Below are 16784 nucleotides of genomic sequence, written 5' to 3'. Positions count from 1 at the left end.
TTAATTTATTCTTAAAATTCATTCTAGCGTATTTTAATTATATTTTCTAAGACAGTGTCACCTTTTCAGACCCGCTCGATTTGAGGGCTTCCCGGATCGGAATCATTGTCTGGAAAATCCGTTCCTCCTTTTGCTGAAGCATCGCCTCGGTTTATAATATAAATAAGTGAACTCTCAGTGAAAAAGGTGATTTTTTTTGGACAACATTATTATCTATTGTGACGGAGGTTGCCGCGGTAATCAGGAAGATCATAATATTGGCGGCTGGGGCGCCGTTCTTCAGTATGGCGGCCGCTCGAAAGAATTGCATGGCGGCGCAGCGGACACAACAAACAATATTATGGAACTGACGGCAGCAATCCGTTCTCTTGAAACATTAAAAACAGAACATATTCCGGTCTCTTTTTATATCGACAGCGCCTATGTTGTCAATGGCATGAACAGCTGGGTGGCGGGCTGGGTCAAAAAAGGCTGGAAAACTGCCAGCGGGCAGCCTGTAAAAAATAAAGAATTATGGATGCGGCTGAACGAACTCGCAGGCAGACAACAAGCGATTACTTTTAATAAAGTTAAAGGGCATCATGGAGTTACCCTGAATGAGCGTGCAGACGAGCTGGCCAATCAGGCCATGGATGAAATTGAGAGCAGGAGTTAATACAAAAACCTGATCGGGATTCCGCTCCCGGTCAGGTTTTAATTTTTTCATTGGAATCTTAGAACGGCCCGATTCTCTTTCAACGATTCCTGCACATTAAGGACGCGCTGATTGGATGAACCCCGGAATTTAAGTTTCAGATTCCGTTTATCAATCTCAAACGGTCCGTCAACCAGTACATCGATCTGATTCAGCATTTCTCTGCGTTCCGGATCATTCACCAGATCCTCAAAGTGAAAGCCTGTCCAGCACCAGATATCCTTGCCCTTACATTCCGATTTAACCCGCCTGACCAAATGTGTCAGCGTTTCCGGGTGATCGAAGGGTTCACCGCCAAGAAGGGACAGGCCCTGCACAGGCAGTTCCGGCTGATTCAGATCGTCAATAATCTTATTTTCAACATCTTCCGTATATGGTTTTCCGAAACTCGGGTTCCAGGCAACTGCGTTCCAGCAGCCTTTGCAATGGAAATGGCAGCCGCTCACAAACAAAGAGTGGCGGATCCCGGTTCCGTTCAGAAAATCAAAACGTTTATAGTCCGCATAATTCATTGTCTTCCGGATGCGGTGGACATGTTTCTGTCTCCGCATCTTCCCCCTCTCATTCGCCTGTCTGTCAGCTCTGCTGTTTTTCCCGGCTGTTGATTTCCTTCAGGCGGCCTTTGATCGGTTTGCGCTGAATAACGGATCCCAGATAGCCGCACAGCCGACGGATGCATGAGGTGGTTTCCGGATTGTGGTTGCCGCAGCTTGGGCACTTGAAGCCTTCCGCCGTCGACTCAAATTCCCCTTCATAACCGCATTCATAGCATTTATCGATCGGTGTGTTTGTTCCGAAATAGCCAACTCGGTCATACGCGTAATTCCATACGGCTTCCAGCCCTTCAGGGTTATTGATCAGGGATGGGAACTCACAGTAATGGATGAACCCGCCTGCCGTATATGGTTCATAATCTTTTTCAAAATCAATTTTTTCAAATGGAGTGATTTTCTTCCGCACGTCATAATGGAAACTGTTCGTATAATAGTCCTTGTCGGTAATATCCTTAATGCTGCCGAAATGCTGCTTGTCCAGCCGGCAAAAACGGTCTGTCAGGCTCTCCGAAGGTGTCGCGTAGACACTGAACGCGTATCCTGTTTTAGCACGCCATTGCAAGGATACTTCCTTGAAGCGCTTGACGATATCCAAGGTAAAAGTCTTCGCTTCCGGATTGTGTTCCCATTCCGGTCCGTAGAAGACCGTCGCTGCTTCATAGAGTCCGATATAGCCCATCGAAACCGTCGCGCGCCCGTTTTTGAAAATGTCGCTTACAGAATCCGTGCCATGCAGCCGCTTGCCAGTCGCTCCGTATTGATAAAGGATCGGTGCATTGTTGGCCTTGACCTTATCCAGTGTGTGGATACGGAATTCGAGAGCCCGGCAGACGAGATCCAAACGTTCTTCAAACAGGCTCCAGAAAGCTGCCTTGTCGCCATTGGACTCGAGCGCAATCCTTGGAATATTCAATGTCACCACACCCATATTGTTCCGCCCGTCGGCGATGTACTCGCCATTCTCCTGATAGGAAGGAAGGAAAGAGCGGCAGCCCATCGGCGCTTTGAAATCACCGGTAACTTCCACGATCCGGTCATAATTCAAGATGTCCGGATACATCCGTTTGGTTGAGCATTCGACGGCCAGTTTTTTAATGTCATAGTTTGGATCATCCGGATGAAGATTCAGACCGTTCTTAATGGTAAATACCAGTTTTGGGAAAACAGCGGTCTTGTGATCGCGGCCCAGTCCAAGAATTCTGACCTTCAGGATCGCTTTCTGAATTTCTCGGGCGAACCATGATTCCCCAAGGCCAAAATTCAAAGTGAAAAATGGTGTCTGACCATTGGAACTGAACAGAGTATTAATTTCATATTCCAATGACTGCATCGAGTCATAAATTTCTTTTTCCGTCATTGCGTAAGCGTATTTTTCCTGTGCCTCCGGATCAGAAAGCCATGCCTTGGCTGTCTTCAGATACTTCTCAAAACTGATTTTCGCGTAGGGTTCCAGCACTTCGTCGGCCCGGTTAAAGGAAGTCCCGCCGTAAATATTAGACGAAACATTGGCCACAATCTGTGCCACCAGCGCCGTCGCTGTCTTAATCGATCTTGGCTGCTCCACGTCGGCGTTGCCGATCGAAAAACCGTTTTCCAACATACCTTTGAAGTCAATCAGCATACAGTTGTACATGCTGAAGAACGGGGAATAGTCCAGATCGTGAAAATGAATGATCCCCTCATTATGCGCATCAGCAAATTCTTTCGGAAGAATATGACGCAGAGCATAATCTCTTGCTGCGACTCCGGCAAGCAGATCGCGCTGCGTATTAAACACCTTTTCATCTTTATTGGCGTTTTCATTCGCTACATATTCATCCATATTTATTAAGTCGCGGATTTTATCGTCCAATGTTTTGGTTTTCTGTACAGGCTCTTTGATCAACTACGTCATCTCCCGATCAACTTTATAGGAGTATTATAATCCAATATATAGTGTGATCAAGAGTGGAAAATCTACAAGATGTAGTTGTTTCGAGAGGATTTCGCCATTTTTTATGATAACAGTGCGAAAAAAGAGGATTTTTCTGTTTTGTGACGATTTTGTTAACACGAGGTAAAGCAATATAATGTGTCTCATGTTTTTTGTGTATTGCGAAGAAAGTCCTGACACTCTATATATCGTGTGTCCTTTCACAAATTTTAAGTGCTTCTCCAACTTATTTCTTATTCCGGAATTATCCAGCGCTATTTCTTTAATTCGTTAACGTGAACTCAGATATATCGTTATTGACTTCAAAACTTTTGTCGTGGCTTAGGTGAACTACTCGGCTATTAATAGCCGAGTAGTTCACACTGAATTTTTTCGCTCGGACTAGCCAATAAGGCACAGCCCGAAAAAATGAACAGATATAAGATAAAGAAGCTTGGAATAACCAATTTGCTAATTTTCATCTGATATTCGCCCTTTGAAAATTTGCATCAACCAAAGGTTTTTTTCAGAAAATGATACAGCCCGTTTTCCGCATAGGAAAAATCGGTGACCTCATCGGCCTGTTCCTTAATATGATCCGGCGCATTCTTCATGGCCACGGCATGACCGGCAATCTGAAACATCGGGAGGTCATTTTCTCCGTCACCGAATACGAGTGCTGATTCAGGTGACAGATGAAAATAACGAAGCAGTATCCGGATGCCGCTCGCCTTGGAAATGTCCTTGGCGTTCACTTCAACATTGCTGTGAGATGAAGAGAAATAATCGAAGGGTTTCTCATCACTGAGTGACGCAAGCTCCGTTTTCCATTCGTCCATTTTCGCGACACTTTTACTGAAAAAATAAATTTTACTGATTGCCTCCTGCTCGCTGGCACTTAAATCCTCCTTCCAGATCATGTCTCCGAATACTGCTTTTTTACGTGACAGCCATTCATTTTCGGATACCGACTCAGGCTGATCTCCGCCAATCTGTTCTTCAAAATACGTCCTGTCGCGTGTCAAAGCTATCTTTCCTCCGCTGCTTGGATGCAGCTGGTAGTAGAGCTGTTCAGATTCTGCACGATGCAGCAATTTTGCGACAAGCTGTCCCGGCAAGGCACTCTGAAAAATTTGTTTCGTCCCTGCATATACAGACATGCCGTTTGCCGTGACAATGCCTTCAATCGGGAAATCGGTTGGCAGCACCTCCTGCGCTTCGCTGAGCGAACGGCCCGTTACAGCAAAAATGCGTACGCCGCGATCCCGAAGTATCTTCAGATAATCCGTTAATTCCGCATTCACTGTGTTTACCGGCGTCAAAACCGTCCCGTCGAGATCTGTCATCACTGTCTGATACATTTTTGTCCCACCTTCTTCATAAACGTCCCACTATACTGTTTTATTTTACCATACAATGACAGCGCTTTAAAAAATGATTTGAAAAAGGATGCAGAATTTTTTACTTTCCGCACCCTTTAAAAATTTGATCTTTTGCACTCAGTGAACGGCCTGCAAGGACTCTTCAACACTTTCGGTGATGATCTTCATCGCCGCATCAATCTGCTCCTCTTTCACGATCAGGGGCGGAATAAAACGAATCACATTATGATCCACGCCGCAGGAAAGCAGGATCAGTCCTTTCTCCAATGCCTTCTCGCGGATCGCCGTGACAAGCGCCGCATCCGGTTTACCTTCGTGGTCGACGAATTCCGCACCGATCATCAGGCCAAGTCCTCTTATTTCAAGAATTTCTTCATGTTTTTCTTTCAATGCTTCAAGCTTTTTCTTAAAATAGGCCCCGATTGCCGCAGCATGGTCGGCAAGGCCTCCTTCGAGCAGATCAAAAACCGCCACCCCGGCCGCGCAGGCTACCGGATTGCCGCCGAATGTCCCGCCATGGGTTCCTGCGGGCCATTGGTCCATCAGTTCACGCTTCGCCACAATGGCGCTCAGCGGAAAGCCATTGGCAATCGCCTTGGCGAGGGACATGATGTCCGGTTTTACGCCAAAATTTTCATACGCAAAGATTTTCCCTGTCCGACCAAATCCGGTCTGCACTTCGTCGAATGCAAGAAGGATTCCGTGCTCGTCGCAAATCCTGCGTAACGCCTGCAGAAAAGCCTTGGGTGGCACAATATATCCGCCTTCACCCTGAACAGGCTCGAGGATCATGACGGCCACCTGCTCCGGCTCGATCAGATCATGGAAAATTTCATCAAGCTGATTGAGGCAGCGGGCCACTTCCTGTTCTTCTGTCAGCCCCGTACGCGAGGCATAAGGGTATTCGGCATAATAGACACTTGGCAGCAGCCCTTCATAATTTCTCCTGTACTTCGCGTTCGAAGCGGTCAGTGTCGCCGTCGCCAGTGTCCGCCCGTGAAAACTGTGCTTGAACGTGATGATGCCGGGGCGACGCGTCACCTGTTTGGCCAGCTTAATCGCGGCTTCGTTCGCTTCCGCGCCGCTGTTTGAAAAGTAGATTTTATAGTCCGGCCCGACATGACCCAGTATTTTTTCGGCCAGATCAATATACGACTGATAATAGACGACATTGTGTCCCCCATGAACGAGCTGCTCCATCTGTTCCTTAGCTTTTTCAATGACCGCCGGATTGTTGTGTCCGCAATTGACTACGGCGACGCCGCTGGCAAAATCAAGATATCTTTTGCCCGCCTCATCCCAGACATAGGCACCTTCTCCCCTGACAATCCCGAGATGTGTGGCGCGGCCCGCAACAGGAGGAAAAAGATCGAGTGACTTTTCGTACATACTTTTTTCAGACATGATGGCAACAACCTCTTTACTTTTAGTTGTAGGCTTTGTTAACTGTTTGTTGTTTTTCGCTCCATCAATGGAGTGAAAAAAATCAACAGTGAATTTAAACTGAGCCTAGTTATAAAAAGAACCCGGGCTTACCCAAAACAATGGATCATTTATTATATAATAATTTAAAAGATCGTTTGATTCATCCTTCGATATTATTGAAACCTGTCTGTACAAGGAGCTGCACGATATGGAACTGAGAAATCTAAAAACATTTCGGCTAGCCGCGGAGAAGCTTAATTTTACCCAAGCAGCCAAATTGCTTAATCTCTCTCAACCAGCCGTGACGGCACAGATCCGGTCGCTTGAAAATGAAATCGGGCATCCGCTGTTCTTCAGAATCGGAAAGCAGACCTTCCTGACCTCCAGGGGTGCGATCATGAAGCGCTACGCGGACCGGCTCTTCACTTCACTGGATGAAATGCGCCGGGAACTGTCGGAGCCGGATCCCTCGGGAACTGTCCGGCTGGTGATCGCCGCCTCGGAAACCTTCTGCACGCATTACTTCCCGATGATCATTCGTAAGTACCTGGATCACTTTCCCGGTTCCGGTATCCGGCTGGTATCCTGCGACAGTGATCAGGTGATCACAGGCATTGACAGCAATGAATATGATATCGGCATCATCTCCGGAACATACCATAAAAACGGCATTACAAATGTGGTCATATCCGAAGAAGAAGATCTTGTGCTGATTGCTTCACAGAATCTGGTCAGGAAGCAAAAGCCCTCTGAACTGGTACACCATTTTCCCTTTATCCGCTATGAAATATCCGGTACGTTTCATCAGCAGATGGAAAACTATATCAGGGAGGCCGGCATTAATCCACAGAACGTGATCGTCTCCAGCAGCCTCGAAGCTGTGAAAAGTGCCGTCATGAACGATATCGGTATCGGCCTGATCAGCCGGAACCTGGTCCGCTCGGAGCTTGTTGCAGGACAGCTGATCGAGATCCCGTTCAACAAAAAGCCGGTGAAAATCATGACCTCGTTGATTATCGCCACCCATAAATTAAGTGATGAACGAACGATGCGTCTGATCCGGCTCATTGAACAGAACTGGAATGCAATCCATACCGATCGCCTCTGACACCGGCTTTACTCGCCCGGCGTGAGGATCCCTTCGGTCATCTCACGGATCAGCCCCGGGAGCACACCGTAGGAATAAGGTTTATAAACACGTTCCATCCAGGTGTGTGCGCGCTTGCCATAGACACCCATATCAAGAACCGGAATGTTCAGTTCCCGGATTTTCTCAAGCGGGATACTGTACGTTCTGCCCCATCCAGGAAAATTTTCGATGATCTCCTCCGTTTCATCCGCGGTCTCACTCATCGCCAGATAACTGCTATCCGCCAGATACGGGAAAAACCGTTTCTTAGCAAACGGTTCGCCGGTTGCTTTTTCAGCCTTCGTCAGAATCCGGTCAATCAACGCGTCACAACGCTGTTCTTCCGCGACTTCTTTCCGCAGGAAGTTATGCGGACAATACGGGGGAGCAAAAAAGACAATGACCTTCGGTTTTTTGTCCCCGGCCTCCGCTTCCAGAGCTTCGATGATTTTGAAACTGGTCTGGCGGAAGTCTTCATTCCTATTCTCCTGAACCGTTTTCTCAGTCACCTGATCAACATTGATACCCGCAGAGCGGAGCTTCTCAGCAAATTCACTGTAAGTCGTCACCTCGACTGACCAGTCGGGGGCGTTTCCCTTCAGGCGTCCGTTTTCAGCGAAGACGGCATATTGCTCTTCAAGAAAGTATTTCAGATCCACGCAGGCTTTTTCAGCCGTTTCTTTCAACTGTCTGAGCGCTGCTTTCGGAGACCGTTCATAAAGAAAATAGTTAAAGTACAGATACGTTGCACCGGCGGTCTGAACATTGTAAAAAGCCTTGCGGTCGCGTAAGTACAGACAGGACGGCGGCAGCACGACCTCACCCGGAATCTGTTCAGCGCAGTCCATCTGATTATTCAGCGCGTTGTTGAGCCGACTCGCAATCAGGGTCGGATCGACGCCCGCCAGTGTTTCCCCGACATGAGTTTCACGCCCTCTGATATAAAAACAGCCGAGGAGTTTTCCCGCAGAACCAGTGTAAACATAGCGGGTCGGATCCCCTTTATAGAGCGGACTGACAAAATCGGCGTTGATCGCCAGCCGATAGTCCAGATGTTTTTCATGTTTCAGCCGGATCAGCTCGTCCGCAGCTTCCATGACTCCCTCATGGTCATTCTCTTCCACAGGATTGAACATGACGAGCAGGCTGCCCTTCAGCAGATTACGGTGCTCCGAATAGTAGAGGAGATTGGCCAGATGGACCGCGTCGCCGCTTTTCATGTCCAGCATGCCACGGCCGAACAGCCAGTCACCGCTCGCCGCGTCCTTCTGAACATCGCTGTCCTTATCAAAATTTTTGAAGTATTCCAGCAGGAAATCCGGATCCAGAGCGTGCTCCTCCAGCGCGCCGAAGTCGTCAATGCCAACTGTATCCATATGTCCATGGTAAATGACCGTCCGACCCTTGGATTCTTCACTCTCAAGCAAAGCAAACACGTTTTTTCTGTCCAGCGGATCATCTTTCAGTTCCTGCGTCCATACCTGATCCGGATGCTCCTGAAAGTACGGGAATGACCGGAGGATCGCCTCCAGTTTTTCGGCAATGGCCACTTCTCCGGATGTCCCGTTGACACTTTTTACACTGACGAGCGCGCGGGCGATTTGTTCCGCCTGTTCTTCCTGTGGCAGATCTTTGATCTCATGATACATGGAAATCCCCTCTTTAATCATTAGTCATCCAGGTTGTCACGCTGCAGCACAAGGGACGAGCAATGAATGCCTCCACCCATCTTATTCAGTTCATCCACTGGAATAGCTATGACTTCTACGCCCGCTTTTTCAAGCGCGTCAATCGTTCGCGTTCCAAGTGATGTGAACAGCACCTTTCCCGGAGCCAGGCACAGGCAATTGGTCGTCATCGGGGGATCAAGCGGATCGGTATAGATCAGATGAATCCCGCGGGCCTGAAGCTCCTGAAGGAACCAGTGCGGCAGATTGGAAGGGTCGACAAGCGCCTTATCCACATCCACCATATTAAATACTTCATCCAGATGAATCATGCTTGACGGCAGATCGACAACAATCAAGTCCATACCCTGCCAAGAAAGAATCGCCCGCAGCTGATCGATGCCCGCCTGATTGACGCGGATCGAACGACCGGTGATCGCGGTTTTCTTGTCCAAAACCATGAAACTTCCGCCCTCGACAAACCCTTCGCCCTGAATGGAGGCGAGAACGGGCATGCCGATCTTTCCCGCCGTTTTCAGGGTCCTGCGTGTTTCACCAACCCTGAACTTCAAAGCGAACCGGGTAAGAATCAGGCCCCCGGGAATCACCATGCCGACATCACGGGCAAACAGGTTGTTGGTCAACAGCTCCCCGTCATCCATCAGCGGAATCACTTCCACGCCCTCCTTCTTCAGGATGGAGGTCATCCGGTCGTGTTGCTCCTGCATCTTTTCCAGATTAAGCGGATCCTTGCTCAGACAGTAGCTGACAATGCTTCCGTCTGTGTCGCGCAAAATTCGCGCATGTGCTTCCGGCTCGTATTTTGCTTTGTTTAATTCAAGAATCTCTTCGCCCGGCCGGTGTACAAACACTTTGCGGACTTTGCCGACCGCGTTGCTGTTTCCCCAGTCGCTCCCCCAGTATTTTTCCAGCAGGTTCCGGCTTTCAAAAGGATCCCTTACCATGTTTTCATCCAGAAATTTATGTAAAACCGACAAAATGATCACTCCTTCAAAAAATTGACGTGAAGTAAAAATTGTGGCATAAAAGTTAACAAGACCACACTCTTTATAATAATATAACATTCGAAACAGCAACACTTAAATTTTTCTATGTCAGCTATCAGCTATTTTTATACAGATTCATCATGCATATTTTTTGACACACGCAGTCAGACTCATGACCTTTTCAAGACTTGTTTTCCCGCCGGAAATGCATTGATCCAAGACCCAAGTGACAGATATATTGAAAATGTCAGATTATTTTCCCAGAAAAATATTTAAGGTCAGATATCCTGACAATCCGTTTGACGTTCTCCGTTCATTCGTCTATTATTAAGACCGTAAACTTCATCCTTTCTGTTTTCGTATATCCTTAATAATACGGTTTGAGGGTCTCTACCGAGGAACCGTAAATTCCCGGCTACGAAAAATATGCATGCATATTTTTCGTAGCCCTTTTTTTGTTTCTTATATTCGGAGGTGAATAGGATTGGCCAAATTGCTGATCAAAAATGCTGAGATTATTACAATGAATGCCCGTGAAGAGATTGTGAAAGGAGATCTTCTCATTGAGGGAGACAAAATTTCATCAGTCGGAGCGTCTATTGATGAAGAAAATGTTGATCAGGTCATTGACGCTTCCGGAAGAACAGTGATCCCCGGTTTCATTCAGACACATATCCACCTCTGCCAGACACTCTTCCGCGGAAAAGCCGACGACCTTCAACTGATGGACTGGCTCAGGACGAGGATCTGGCCCCTGGAGGCTGCCCATGATGAAGACTCTGTTTATATCTCCGCTATGCTGGGCATCGGTGAACTGATTGCCGGCGGATCGACGACCATTGTTGATATGGAAACAGTGCATCATACAAATGAAGCTTTCGAAGCGATCGCCAAAAGCGGCATCCGCGCCCTTTCAGGGAAAGTAATGATGGATAAAGGCGATGACGTGCCCGCAGGTCTTCAGGAAAAAACCGAAGATTCAATCCAGGAAAGTGTCAATCTTCTTGAAAAATGGAACGGGTATGATAGCGGGCGGATCCGTTATGCTTTCGCCCCGCGTTTTGTCATTTCCTGTACAGAGGATCTGCTCGTCCAGGTCCGCGACCTCGCCGAACAGTACGGCGTATTCGTGCACACACATGCTTCCGAGAACCGCGGCGAGATCGCCATTGTCGAACATGATACCGGGATGCGCAATATTATCTATCTGGATCATATCGGCCTCGCCGGAAAAAAGCTGATCCTTGCCCATTGCATCTGGCTCACCGATGAAGAAAAGGCCATCATCAGGAAACGTGGCGTACATGTCAGCCATTGCCCGGGATCTAACCTGAAGCTCGCTTCGGGCATCGCCTCGGTCCCGCAGATGGCCGGAATGGGGATCAATATCGGTCTCGGGGCAGATGGAGCCCCATGCAACAACAATCTGGACATGTTCAATGAGATGCGGCTCGCAGCGCTGATCCATAAACCGGCGAATGGACCGACTGCGATGGACGCGCATCACGTTTTCCGTATGGCAACCATTGATGGAGCGCGCGCAGTCGGTATGGAAGATGAGATCGGCAGCATCGAGCCTGGGAAGAAGGCAGATCTGGCCATTCTCAACATGAACCAATTCCACTGCAGCCCTTCATTCGGAACAGATCCTATTTCCCGCATCGTTTATTCTGCGATCAGTACGGATGTCGAGACCACAATCATCAATGGGAAAGTGGTTATGGAAAACCGGTTGATGAAAACGATCGATAAAAAGATTGTTCTGAAAGAATCCGAACGCGCGATCACCCGGCTGATGAAACGGACCGGAATCCGGGTGTGACTGAAAAAAGTTTGAATAGTCTTTTTTAAGGCCGGGCACGTGCCCGGCCTTTTTACTATGGAAATGTACGATTTAAATCCTTTAATCTGAGCAGAATAATTGAAAGGCTTTCCATTTGTTGATTTAATATAAGGGTAGTTAATATACCTTTTAGTTTAAAAAATAGGAGGGATCTTTTATGAGCCAGTTTGAACTGCCGGAACTCGAATTCGCGCCCGATGCCATTGAACCTTACATTGATAAAGAAACAATGACGATTCATCATGACAAACATCATCAGACCTATATCACGAACCTGAACGCAGCCCTTGACAAACACCCCGAGCTAAAAGACCAGTCACTGACCGATCTCGTATCCCACCTGGAACACGTCCCTGAGGATATTCGGACTGCTGTACGGAATAACGGCGGCGGACATTACAATCACAGCCTGTTCTGGAAAATTTTGATCCCCGGCGGTGCGCATGAACCGTCTGGAAGTCTGAGAGAAGCCATAGACAGCCAATTGGGCGGTTTCGAAGCGTTCAAAGAAGCTTTTACAGCCGCTGCCACTGGCCAATTTGGTTCCGGATGGGCCTGGCTCTCCCTGGATACCCAAAACCGTTTGAAGGTCGTGAACACGCCGAATCAGGACAGCCCGCTGATGGACGGCGAAACCCCGCTGCTCGGCATCGATGTCTGGGAACATGCCTACTACCTTAAGTACCAGAACAGACGGCCGGAATACATCAAGAACTTCTTCAGTGTCATTAACTGGGATTTTGTATCCGATGTCTATGAAAAAGTACGGAACAAAGCCGTTCAATAATCGGTGAAAGAAAAGAGGTGCCATCCGGTACCCCTTTTGTTTTTTATAAGATAAAGAGGTATAAATCTGGTCAATAAAACAGTGCGTTGGATGAGATTCAAAGCGAAGAGTCGAAGCGTTGATCCAACACCTCAATAACACAGGGTCAATGATTAGGAACCGGGCTTGTCCGGTTTTTCTTATACAAATAAGAATATAGATTAGCGGTATTAGTATACGAAAAACTAGAATTCAGCTCGCGTCAAAGACTTGGCATCGCCAAGTTTATCTTTAAACGTGATTCTAAATCGGCAATGGGCCCTGCCATCCGCCTGGCACGCGATTCGTTCCACGCTTTCCGCTCTGAGCACATCTTTAAACAACTTGGTTTCATTCGTGCAGGCCGCCCCGAACTGCCGGGCGACTTCAAAAATCGGACAGTTATACTCCGTCAGTTCATAGGTCGAATCATTGATTTGACGCAGCCGGCTCATGTAGCCGTTCTTTATCCGTAACTCGTTTAACTTCCGGGTTCTGGCCTCCGGAACGGATCGGCTGTCGAGTTTCGCCTGATACTCCATAAAGAGCCGGTTTTTCCGCCTGTCAAACAGCGTGTCTACAGCCTGATCGCCGTAGAGATCCGTAATATCTTTTAAAAGTTGAACAGTCATTGTTTCATAATTCTTCGGAAATACCTGATCAGCTCTTTCACCAAGCGAAAAGATCTGGACCGGACGTCCGACCGGTTTTCTGATATCTTCAACCTGAACCAGCCCGTCATGGATCAAAGACATCAGATGCTTGCGCACGCCCATCTCGGTCATTTGCAATATACCGGCCAGATCATGGGCAGAAAGTCTTTCCTGCTCCTTCAGAAGATCCATAATTTTGCCTTTAGTGCCGGTCATTATGATTGTCACGAAACAGCCCCCCTGCTTGATTTTACAAACTGTTTGGTTTATGAATAATAACGTAATCATTTTAAGCAAGAGTGTCAAGAGGTGAGCTTATGCAGGAAGGTATGGGACTGATTCTGATCGAACTCTGTGATTATAATCTTCTCGCGCCGCAGCATCTGGAAAAGATCGCCGCCCATCCCGAGGTGGCGGTGATGAGCTATGACTGTCTGAATATTTGCGGCATGTGCAGCATGCGCCCATTCGCCATTGTGAATGGACAACGAATTTTCGCTCCGACTGTAGAGGAATGTGTGGAAAAAATCGAGCAGAAAGTGAATGAAGAAATAGAAAAACTTGCCTGAGATCATTCTATTTTTATAGATGCCATTAGTAAACGAATCATGCGCAACTGCTACAATTGCTGAGGCACTTTTAATCTTATGGTGCTGACTGAATCTGTGTTCTCCATAGACTTTTCTGTCTTTTTTATTCATTCAGCACCGTTTTTCGGCCGTTACCAGCGCCGTTTGACCATTTACCGGCCGAGTTCGGGACTTTACCAGCCGGATTTTAACATTTACCAGCCGGATCCGGAATTTTACCAGCCGACTGAGGCAGTTTACCGGCCGCTGATATAACTGGGTTGCCATCAGGACGATTTTTAATAGGATGATGGATATTTCGGCGCTGTTATACCTTTCGGGTCTTACTGCATGTCATGAAACAAAAAAGGAACTTTTACCCCCAAGGGGAAAGTTCCTTTTTTATTTATGGTTTAGACGCATGTAAAAATTTAACGCACACCGGATCCGGAACGGAAATAGACGATTCGAGCGGAGACAGCCGGCCTGTCTCCACATCCCGTTCATACAGAAACAGGTCGCCGGAATTCTGGTTGGCAGCGATCAGAAAATGTTCTGTGGGATCCAGTTCAAAGTCGCGGGGCCAGTTCCCCCGGGTTGAAACATGCTCCACTAAATCCAGTTTTCCCGATTCCGAATCGACTCGAAAGACCGCGATGCTGTCTGCACCTCGATTTGAGGCATAGACATACTGCCCGTCCGAGGTTATCTTGATCGCCGCGCCCTGGCTGTGGTCCTGAAAGTCGGACGGCAATGCGCTGATTGTCTGGATCGTCGAGAATTGTCCGGACTGATGATCAAAATGAAGAGCAATGATTTCGTTGCTGAGCTCCGACATCACATAAGCGTAAGGAGCGGACGGATGAAAGGCCAGATGGCGCGGCCCGGTTCCCGGTGTAAAATCCAATACGCTTTGTGCGACCAGCCTTCCGTCTTCTTCTCGGTAAACGGTCAACTGATCCGTACCAAGGTCAACCGATGCAATAAAGCGTTCATCCGGTGAAAAATCGACGAAATGAACATGCGGGCCCTCCTGCCGCTCAGGGTCAGAACCTGATCCTTTATGCCAGTCCGTATCCGAAGCCTCTACGATACCTGAATCAGTGATTGGGTAAACGTCCACGGATCCTTTGTGGTAATTAGCGGAAACAACAGTCCTGTTCCCCCGATCCGTACTGACATAGCATGGCGACGCTCCTTCTGAAACACAGACGCCTAGATTCTTCAGGTGGCCCGCCTGATCAATGGAGTAAGCCGCAACTCCGCCCTGACTACCTTTTTTGATTACTGAATACAGACGACGGTTATCTCCGCTGATAACCAGATAAGTCGGGTTTCCCAGCTCAGCCGCCAGGCCGTCCAGTGACAATGTTTTTTTAACCGTGTCCAGCGTAAAAGCATAGATTCCTCTGCTCTCACCCTTCGTATAAGTACCGATAAATCCCTGAAACTGACTCATCCTCTTTCCTCCCGCCTTGAAAGTTATCCTATCCGTTAAGCCTCCGCAGACTCAAATACAAAATACCGCTGAGTAATACTTTGATGACTGAGAAAACGATGGCCAGGCTCAACAGAAGCAGCAGGCAAAAATTAAACCGGCCGATCAATGACGTGATTTGGCCGTTCAGTGACGGATCCAGAAACCGGCTTAACGTGTTCGCCACTGCAATCAGTAGAAAAAGGGTCCCCGCGCCGCTGGCCGCACCTCGGATATCTTCGCGGCTCAACGACATATGGGAAGCGATGCACAAAGAAAGAACGAAAAAAAGCCAAAATGCCGGATTGGCCGCATTTTCCCACGAGAACAGGCCGGAGAAGATGGAGCGGACGGTCTGTCCAAACGTCACCCATGTCACCGGATCAAGGAGTGAAAAATGTTGCCGTCCGATCAAATAATCAAGAATCGTCCGGTAGCTGTCTCTTACCAGAACATAGGTGCAGAGAAAAATGGACAAGCTGCCGCTGACCAGCGGCGCGAGACCGATAAAGAAGTTGCCTGTTTTCTGATACAGGCTGTCCGGATTGTACGCGTGCGTCACGTAACCAATTGTTCCGTCGGGCGCAGTTGCCTGAAGCAATTTAATCCCTGTCACCCTGTGCCCGAAAATGAGGCACATTACCGCGTGCCCCAGCTCATGAACCGGTGTCCCGAGCCACGCTGTAAAGTAAATGCCCTTAATTCCGAAAATCCGGATCACATTTTTGTTGGACTGCCGCTCCAGGGAACCCAAGATAAAACCGCAGAGCACAAGTCCGCCTGTAAATGATATAAACTCAACCAGGCTTGACCACAGGATGCTCAGAATGATGGAGAAAAATGGAGCGACGGACACCGCTTAACGAAGCCCCAGATGCTGTTTTTCAAGGAACGGCTTCAGGGCTTTCCGGTATGGGTTTTCAAGTCCCTGAGCGATCTGCCCCGTCCATGTTTCCTCACGCGTTCCCCCGGTTCTTGTCCGGTAATACTTCCCTACTTCTTCGTCGTAAGCTTTGAGGGCATCTTCTGAAGGCTCCGGGTTATAGTGATTCTTGTGATAGATCACATCAAACGGAAGGCGCGGTTTTTTTTCGGGTTCCTGATCCGGATAGCCAACGGCCAGGCCAAAAATGGGATACACATCATCCGGCAATTGTAGTATTTCAGCCGTTCGATTGATATCATTCTGTATACTTCCGATGTAGCAAATGCCAAGGCCCATTGATTCCGCAGCAACAGCCATGTTCTGAGCAGCGAATGACGCATCGCCAAGGGCAACGATTAATCGTTGCGTTGTATCCAGAGCTGAGGTGTCTTCATTATATTTTTGGCCGATTTTTTTGTTGCGGTACTGATCAGCCACAAAAACGAAAAAAAAGCCGTTATGCTCAACGTAAGACGAGTTATAAGCAATCGTTCTCAACTGCTTTTTGATTTCAGGATCGTCCACGCCAATGATCGAATAGGATTGGGTGAAGCTTGATGTTGAAGCAGCCTGCGCGCTTTTAACCAGCAGTTCAATCTGGTCCTCTGTCAGTGCCTGATCCTTAAACTTACGGATCGAACGGTGGTTTAACAAGGTCTCGATGACTGGATTCGTCTTCATTTAGTGTGAATCTCCTTTATTTCAAGTGATTTTTCCTTCATTATACTTTTTCTGGCCGTAT

15 protein-coding genes, 1 pseudogene and 1 riboswitch are annotated in these 16784 nt (G+C 47.9%); of the genes and pseudogenes, 6 read left to right on the top strand and 10 right to left on the bottom strand.

What is annotated here, in order from left to right:
• Positions 1 to 196: 196 nt before the first annotated feature.
• A complete protein-coding gene (gene rnhA, locus E4665_RS10470) occupies positions 197 to 655 on the top strand; it encodes a ribonuclease HI (protein ID WP_135348749.1) in 459 nt (152 codons plus the stop codon).
• Between the two features lie 47 nt (positions 656 to 702).
• Here the strand turns inward: rnhA and nrdG are convergent, their stop codons facing one another.
• The 4 genes and pseudogenes from nrdG to E4665_RS10450 form a co-directional block, all read right to left on the bottom strand.
• The gene (nrdG, locus tag E4665_RS10465) at positions 703 to 1245 is read right to left on the bottom strand and encodes an anaerobic ribonucleoside-triphosphate reductase activating protein (protein ID WP_135348748.1); all 543 of its coding nucleotides are present in this window, start codon (positions 1243 to 1245) and stop codon (positions 703 to 705) included.
• A 25-nt stretch (positions 1246 to 1270) separates the two neighbouring features.
• Positions 1271 to 3112 (bottom strand): annotated as a pseudogene (gene nrdD, locus E4665_RS10460) (anaerobic ribonucleoside-triphosphate reductase); the annotation flags it as partial.
• A 557-nt stretch (positions 3113 to 3669) separates the two neighbouring features.
• Positions 3670 to 4521 (bottom strand): Cof-type HAD-IIB family hydrolase, encoded by an 852-nt coding sequence (locus E4665_RS10455; protein ID WP_135348747.1) that lies wholly within the window; start codon positions 4519 to 4521, stop codon positions 3670 to 3672.
• A 138-nt stretch (positions 4522 to 4659) separates the two neighbouring features.
• Positions 4660 to 5946 carry an aspartate aminotransferase family protein gene (locus E4665_RS10450; RefSeq protein ID WP_135348746.1) on the bottom strand — a complete coding sequence of 429 codons (1287 nt, stop codon included), beginning with the start codon at positions 5944 to 5946 and terminating at the stop codon, positions 4660 to 4662.
• A gap of 229 nt (positions 5947 to 6175) precedes the next feature.
• On the opposite strand from E4665_RS10450, the gene E4665_RS10445 reads away from it, so the two are divergent.
• A complete protein-coding gene (locus tag E4665_RS10445) occupies positions 6176 to 7075 on the top strand; it encodes a LysR family transcriptional regulator (protein ID WP_135348745.1) in 900 nt (299 codons plus the stop codon).
• Positions 7076 to 7083: 8 nt separating this feature from the next.
• On the opposite strand, the gene E4665_RS10440 is transcribed toward E4665_RS10445, so the two are convergent.
• A complete protein-coding gene (locus E4665_RS10440) occupies positions 7084 to 8745 on the bottom strand; it encodes a M20/M25/M40 family metallo-hydrolase (protein ID WP_135348744.1) in 1662 nt (553 codons plus the stop codon).
• Between the two features lie 20 nt (positions 8746 to 8765).
• Positions 8766 to 9770 (bottom strand): dimethylarginine dimethylaminohydrolase family protein, encoded by a 1005-nt coding sequence (locus tag E4665_RS10435; RefSeq protein WP_241654810.1) that lies wholly within the window; start codon positions 9768 to 9770, stop codon positions 8766 to 8768.
• A 337-nt stretch (positions 9771 to 10107) separates the two neighbouring features.
• A riboswitch (purine riboswitch) is annotated at positions 10108 to 10208 on the top strand.
• A gap of 46 nt (positions 10209 to 10254) precedes the next feature.
• Between E4665_RS10435 and E4665_RS10430 the strand changes: the two genes are divergently transcribed.
• Both E4665_RS10430 and E4665_RS10425 read left to right on the top strand, forming a co-directional pair.
• Positions 10255 to 11592: a 5'-deoxyadenosine deaminase gene (locus tag E4665_RS10430; protein ID WP_135348742.1), complete on the top strand. Its 1338-nt coding sequence runs from the start codon at positions 10255 to 10257 to the stop codon at positions 11590 to 11592.
• A gap of 178 nt (positions 11593 to 11770) precedes the next feature.
• Positions 11771 to 12400 (top strand): superoxide dismutase, encoded by a 630-nt coding sequence (locus E4665_RS10425; RefSeq protein WP_135348741.1) that lies wholly within the window; start codon positions 11771 to 11773, stop codon positions 12398 to 12400.
• 224 nt (positions 12401 to 12624) lie between these two features.
• On the opposite strand, the gene E4665_RS10420 is transcribed toward E4665_RS10425, so the two are convergent.
• Positions 12625 to 13299, bottom strand: a complete 675-nt coding sequence (locus E4665_RS10420; protein WP_135348740.1) for a helix-turn-helix transcriptional regulator — start codon at positions 13297 to 13299, stop codon at positions 12625 to 12627.
• An 89-nt stretch (positions 13300 to 13388) separates the two neighbouring features.
• Between E4665_RS10420 and E4665_RS10415 the strand changes: the two genes are divergently transcribed.
• Together E4665_RS10415 and E4665_RS10410 are read left to right on the top strand one after the other, a co-directional pair.
• The gene (locus tag E4665_RS10415) at positions 13389 to 13640 is read left to right on the top strand and encodes a YuzB family protein (RefSeq protein ID WP_241654803.1); all 252 of its coding nucleotides are present in this window, start codon (positions 13389 to 13391) and stop codon (positions 13638 to 13640) included.
• A 78-nt stretch (positions 13641 to 13718) separates the two neighbouring features.
• A complete protein-coding gene (locus E4665_RS10410) occupies positions 13719 to 13916 on the top strand; it encodes a hypothetical protein (RefSeq protein ID WP_135348739.1) in 198 nt (65 codons plus the stop codon).
• Positions 13917 to 14046: 130 nt separating this feature from the next.
• On the opposite strand, the gene E4665_RS10405 is transcribed toward E4665_RS10410, so the two are convergent.
• From E4665_RS10405 to nfsA, 3 genes are read right to left on the bottom strand one after another with little or no spacing between them, the layout of a single operon-like run.
• Entirely contained in the window at positions 14047 to 15099 is a 1053-nt protein-coding gene (locus tag E4665_RS10405; RefSeq protein WP_135348738.1) for a lactonase family protein, read from the bottom strand.
• Between the two features lie 28 nt (positions 15100 to 15127).
• Positions 15128 to 15973, bottom strand: coding sequence for a M50 family metallopeptidase (locus tag E4665_RS10400; protein ID WP_135348737.1), 846 nt, complete (start codon positions 15971 to 15973; stop codon positions 15128 to 15130).
• Between the two features lie 3 nt (positions 15974 to 15976).
• Positions 15977 to 16723, bottom strand: a complete 747-nt coding sequence (gene nfsA / locus E4665_RS10395; protein WP_135348736.1) for an oxygen-insensitive NADPH nitroreductase — start codon at positions 16721 to 16723, stop codon at positions 15977 to 15979.
• Between the last annotated feature and the right edge of the window lie 61 nt (positions 16724 to 16784).

Source organism: Sporolactobacillus shoreae (genome assembly GCF_004684935.1).
In the GTDB taxonomy this organism is placed as follows: Bacteria; Bacillota; Bacilli; order Bacillales; family Sporolactobacillaceae; genus Sporolactobacillus; species Sporolactobacillus shoreae.
The sequence above is the reverse complement of the archived record's forward strand: the minus strand, read 5'-3'. Positions and strand labels throughout refer to the sequence as shown.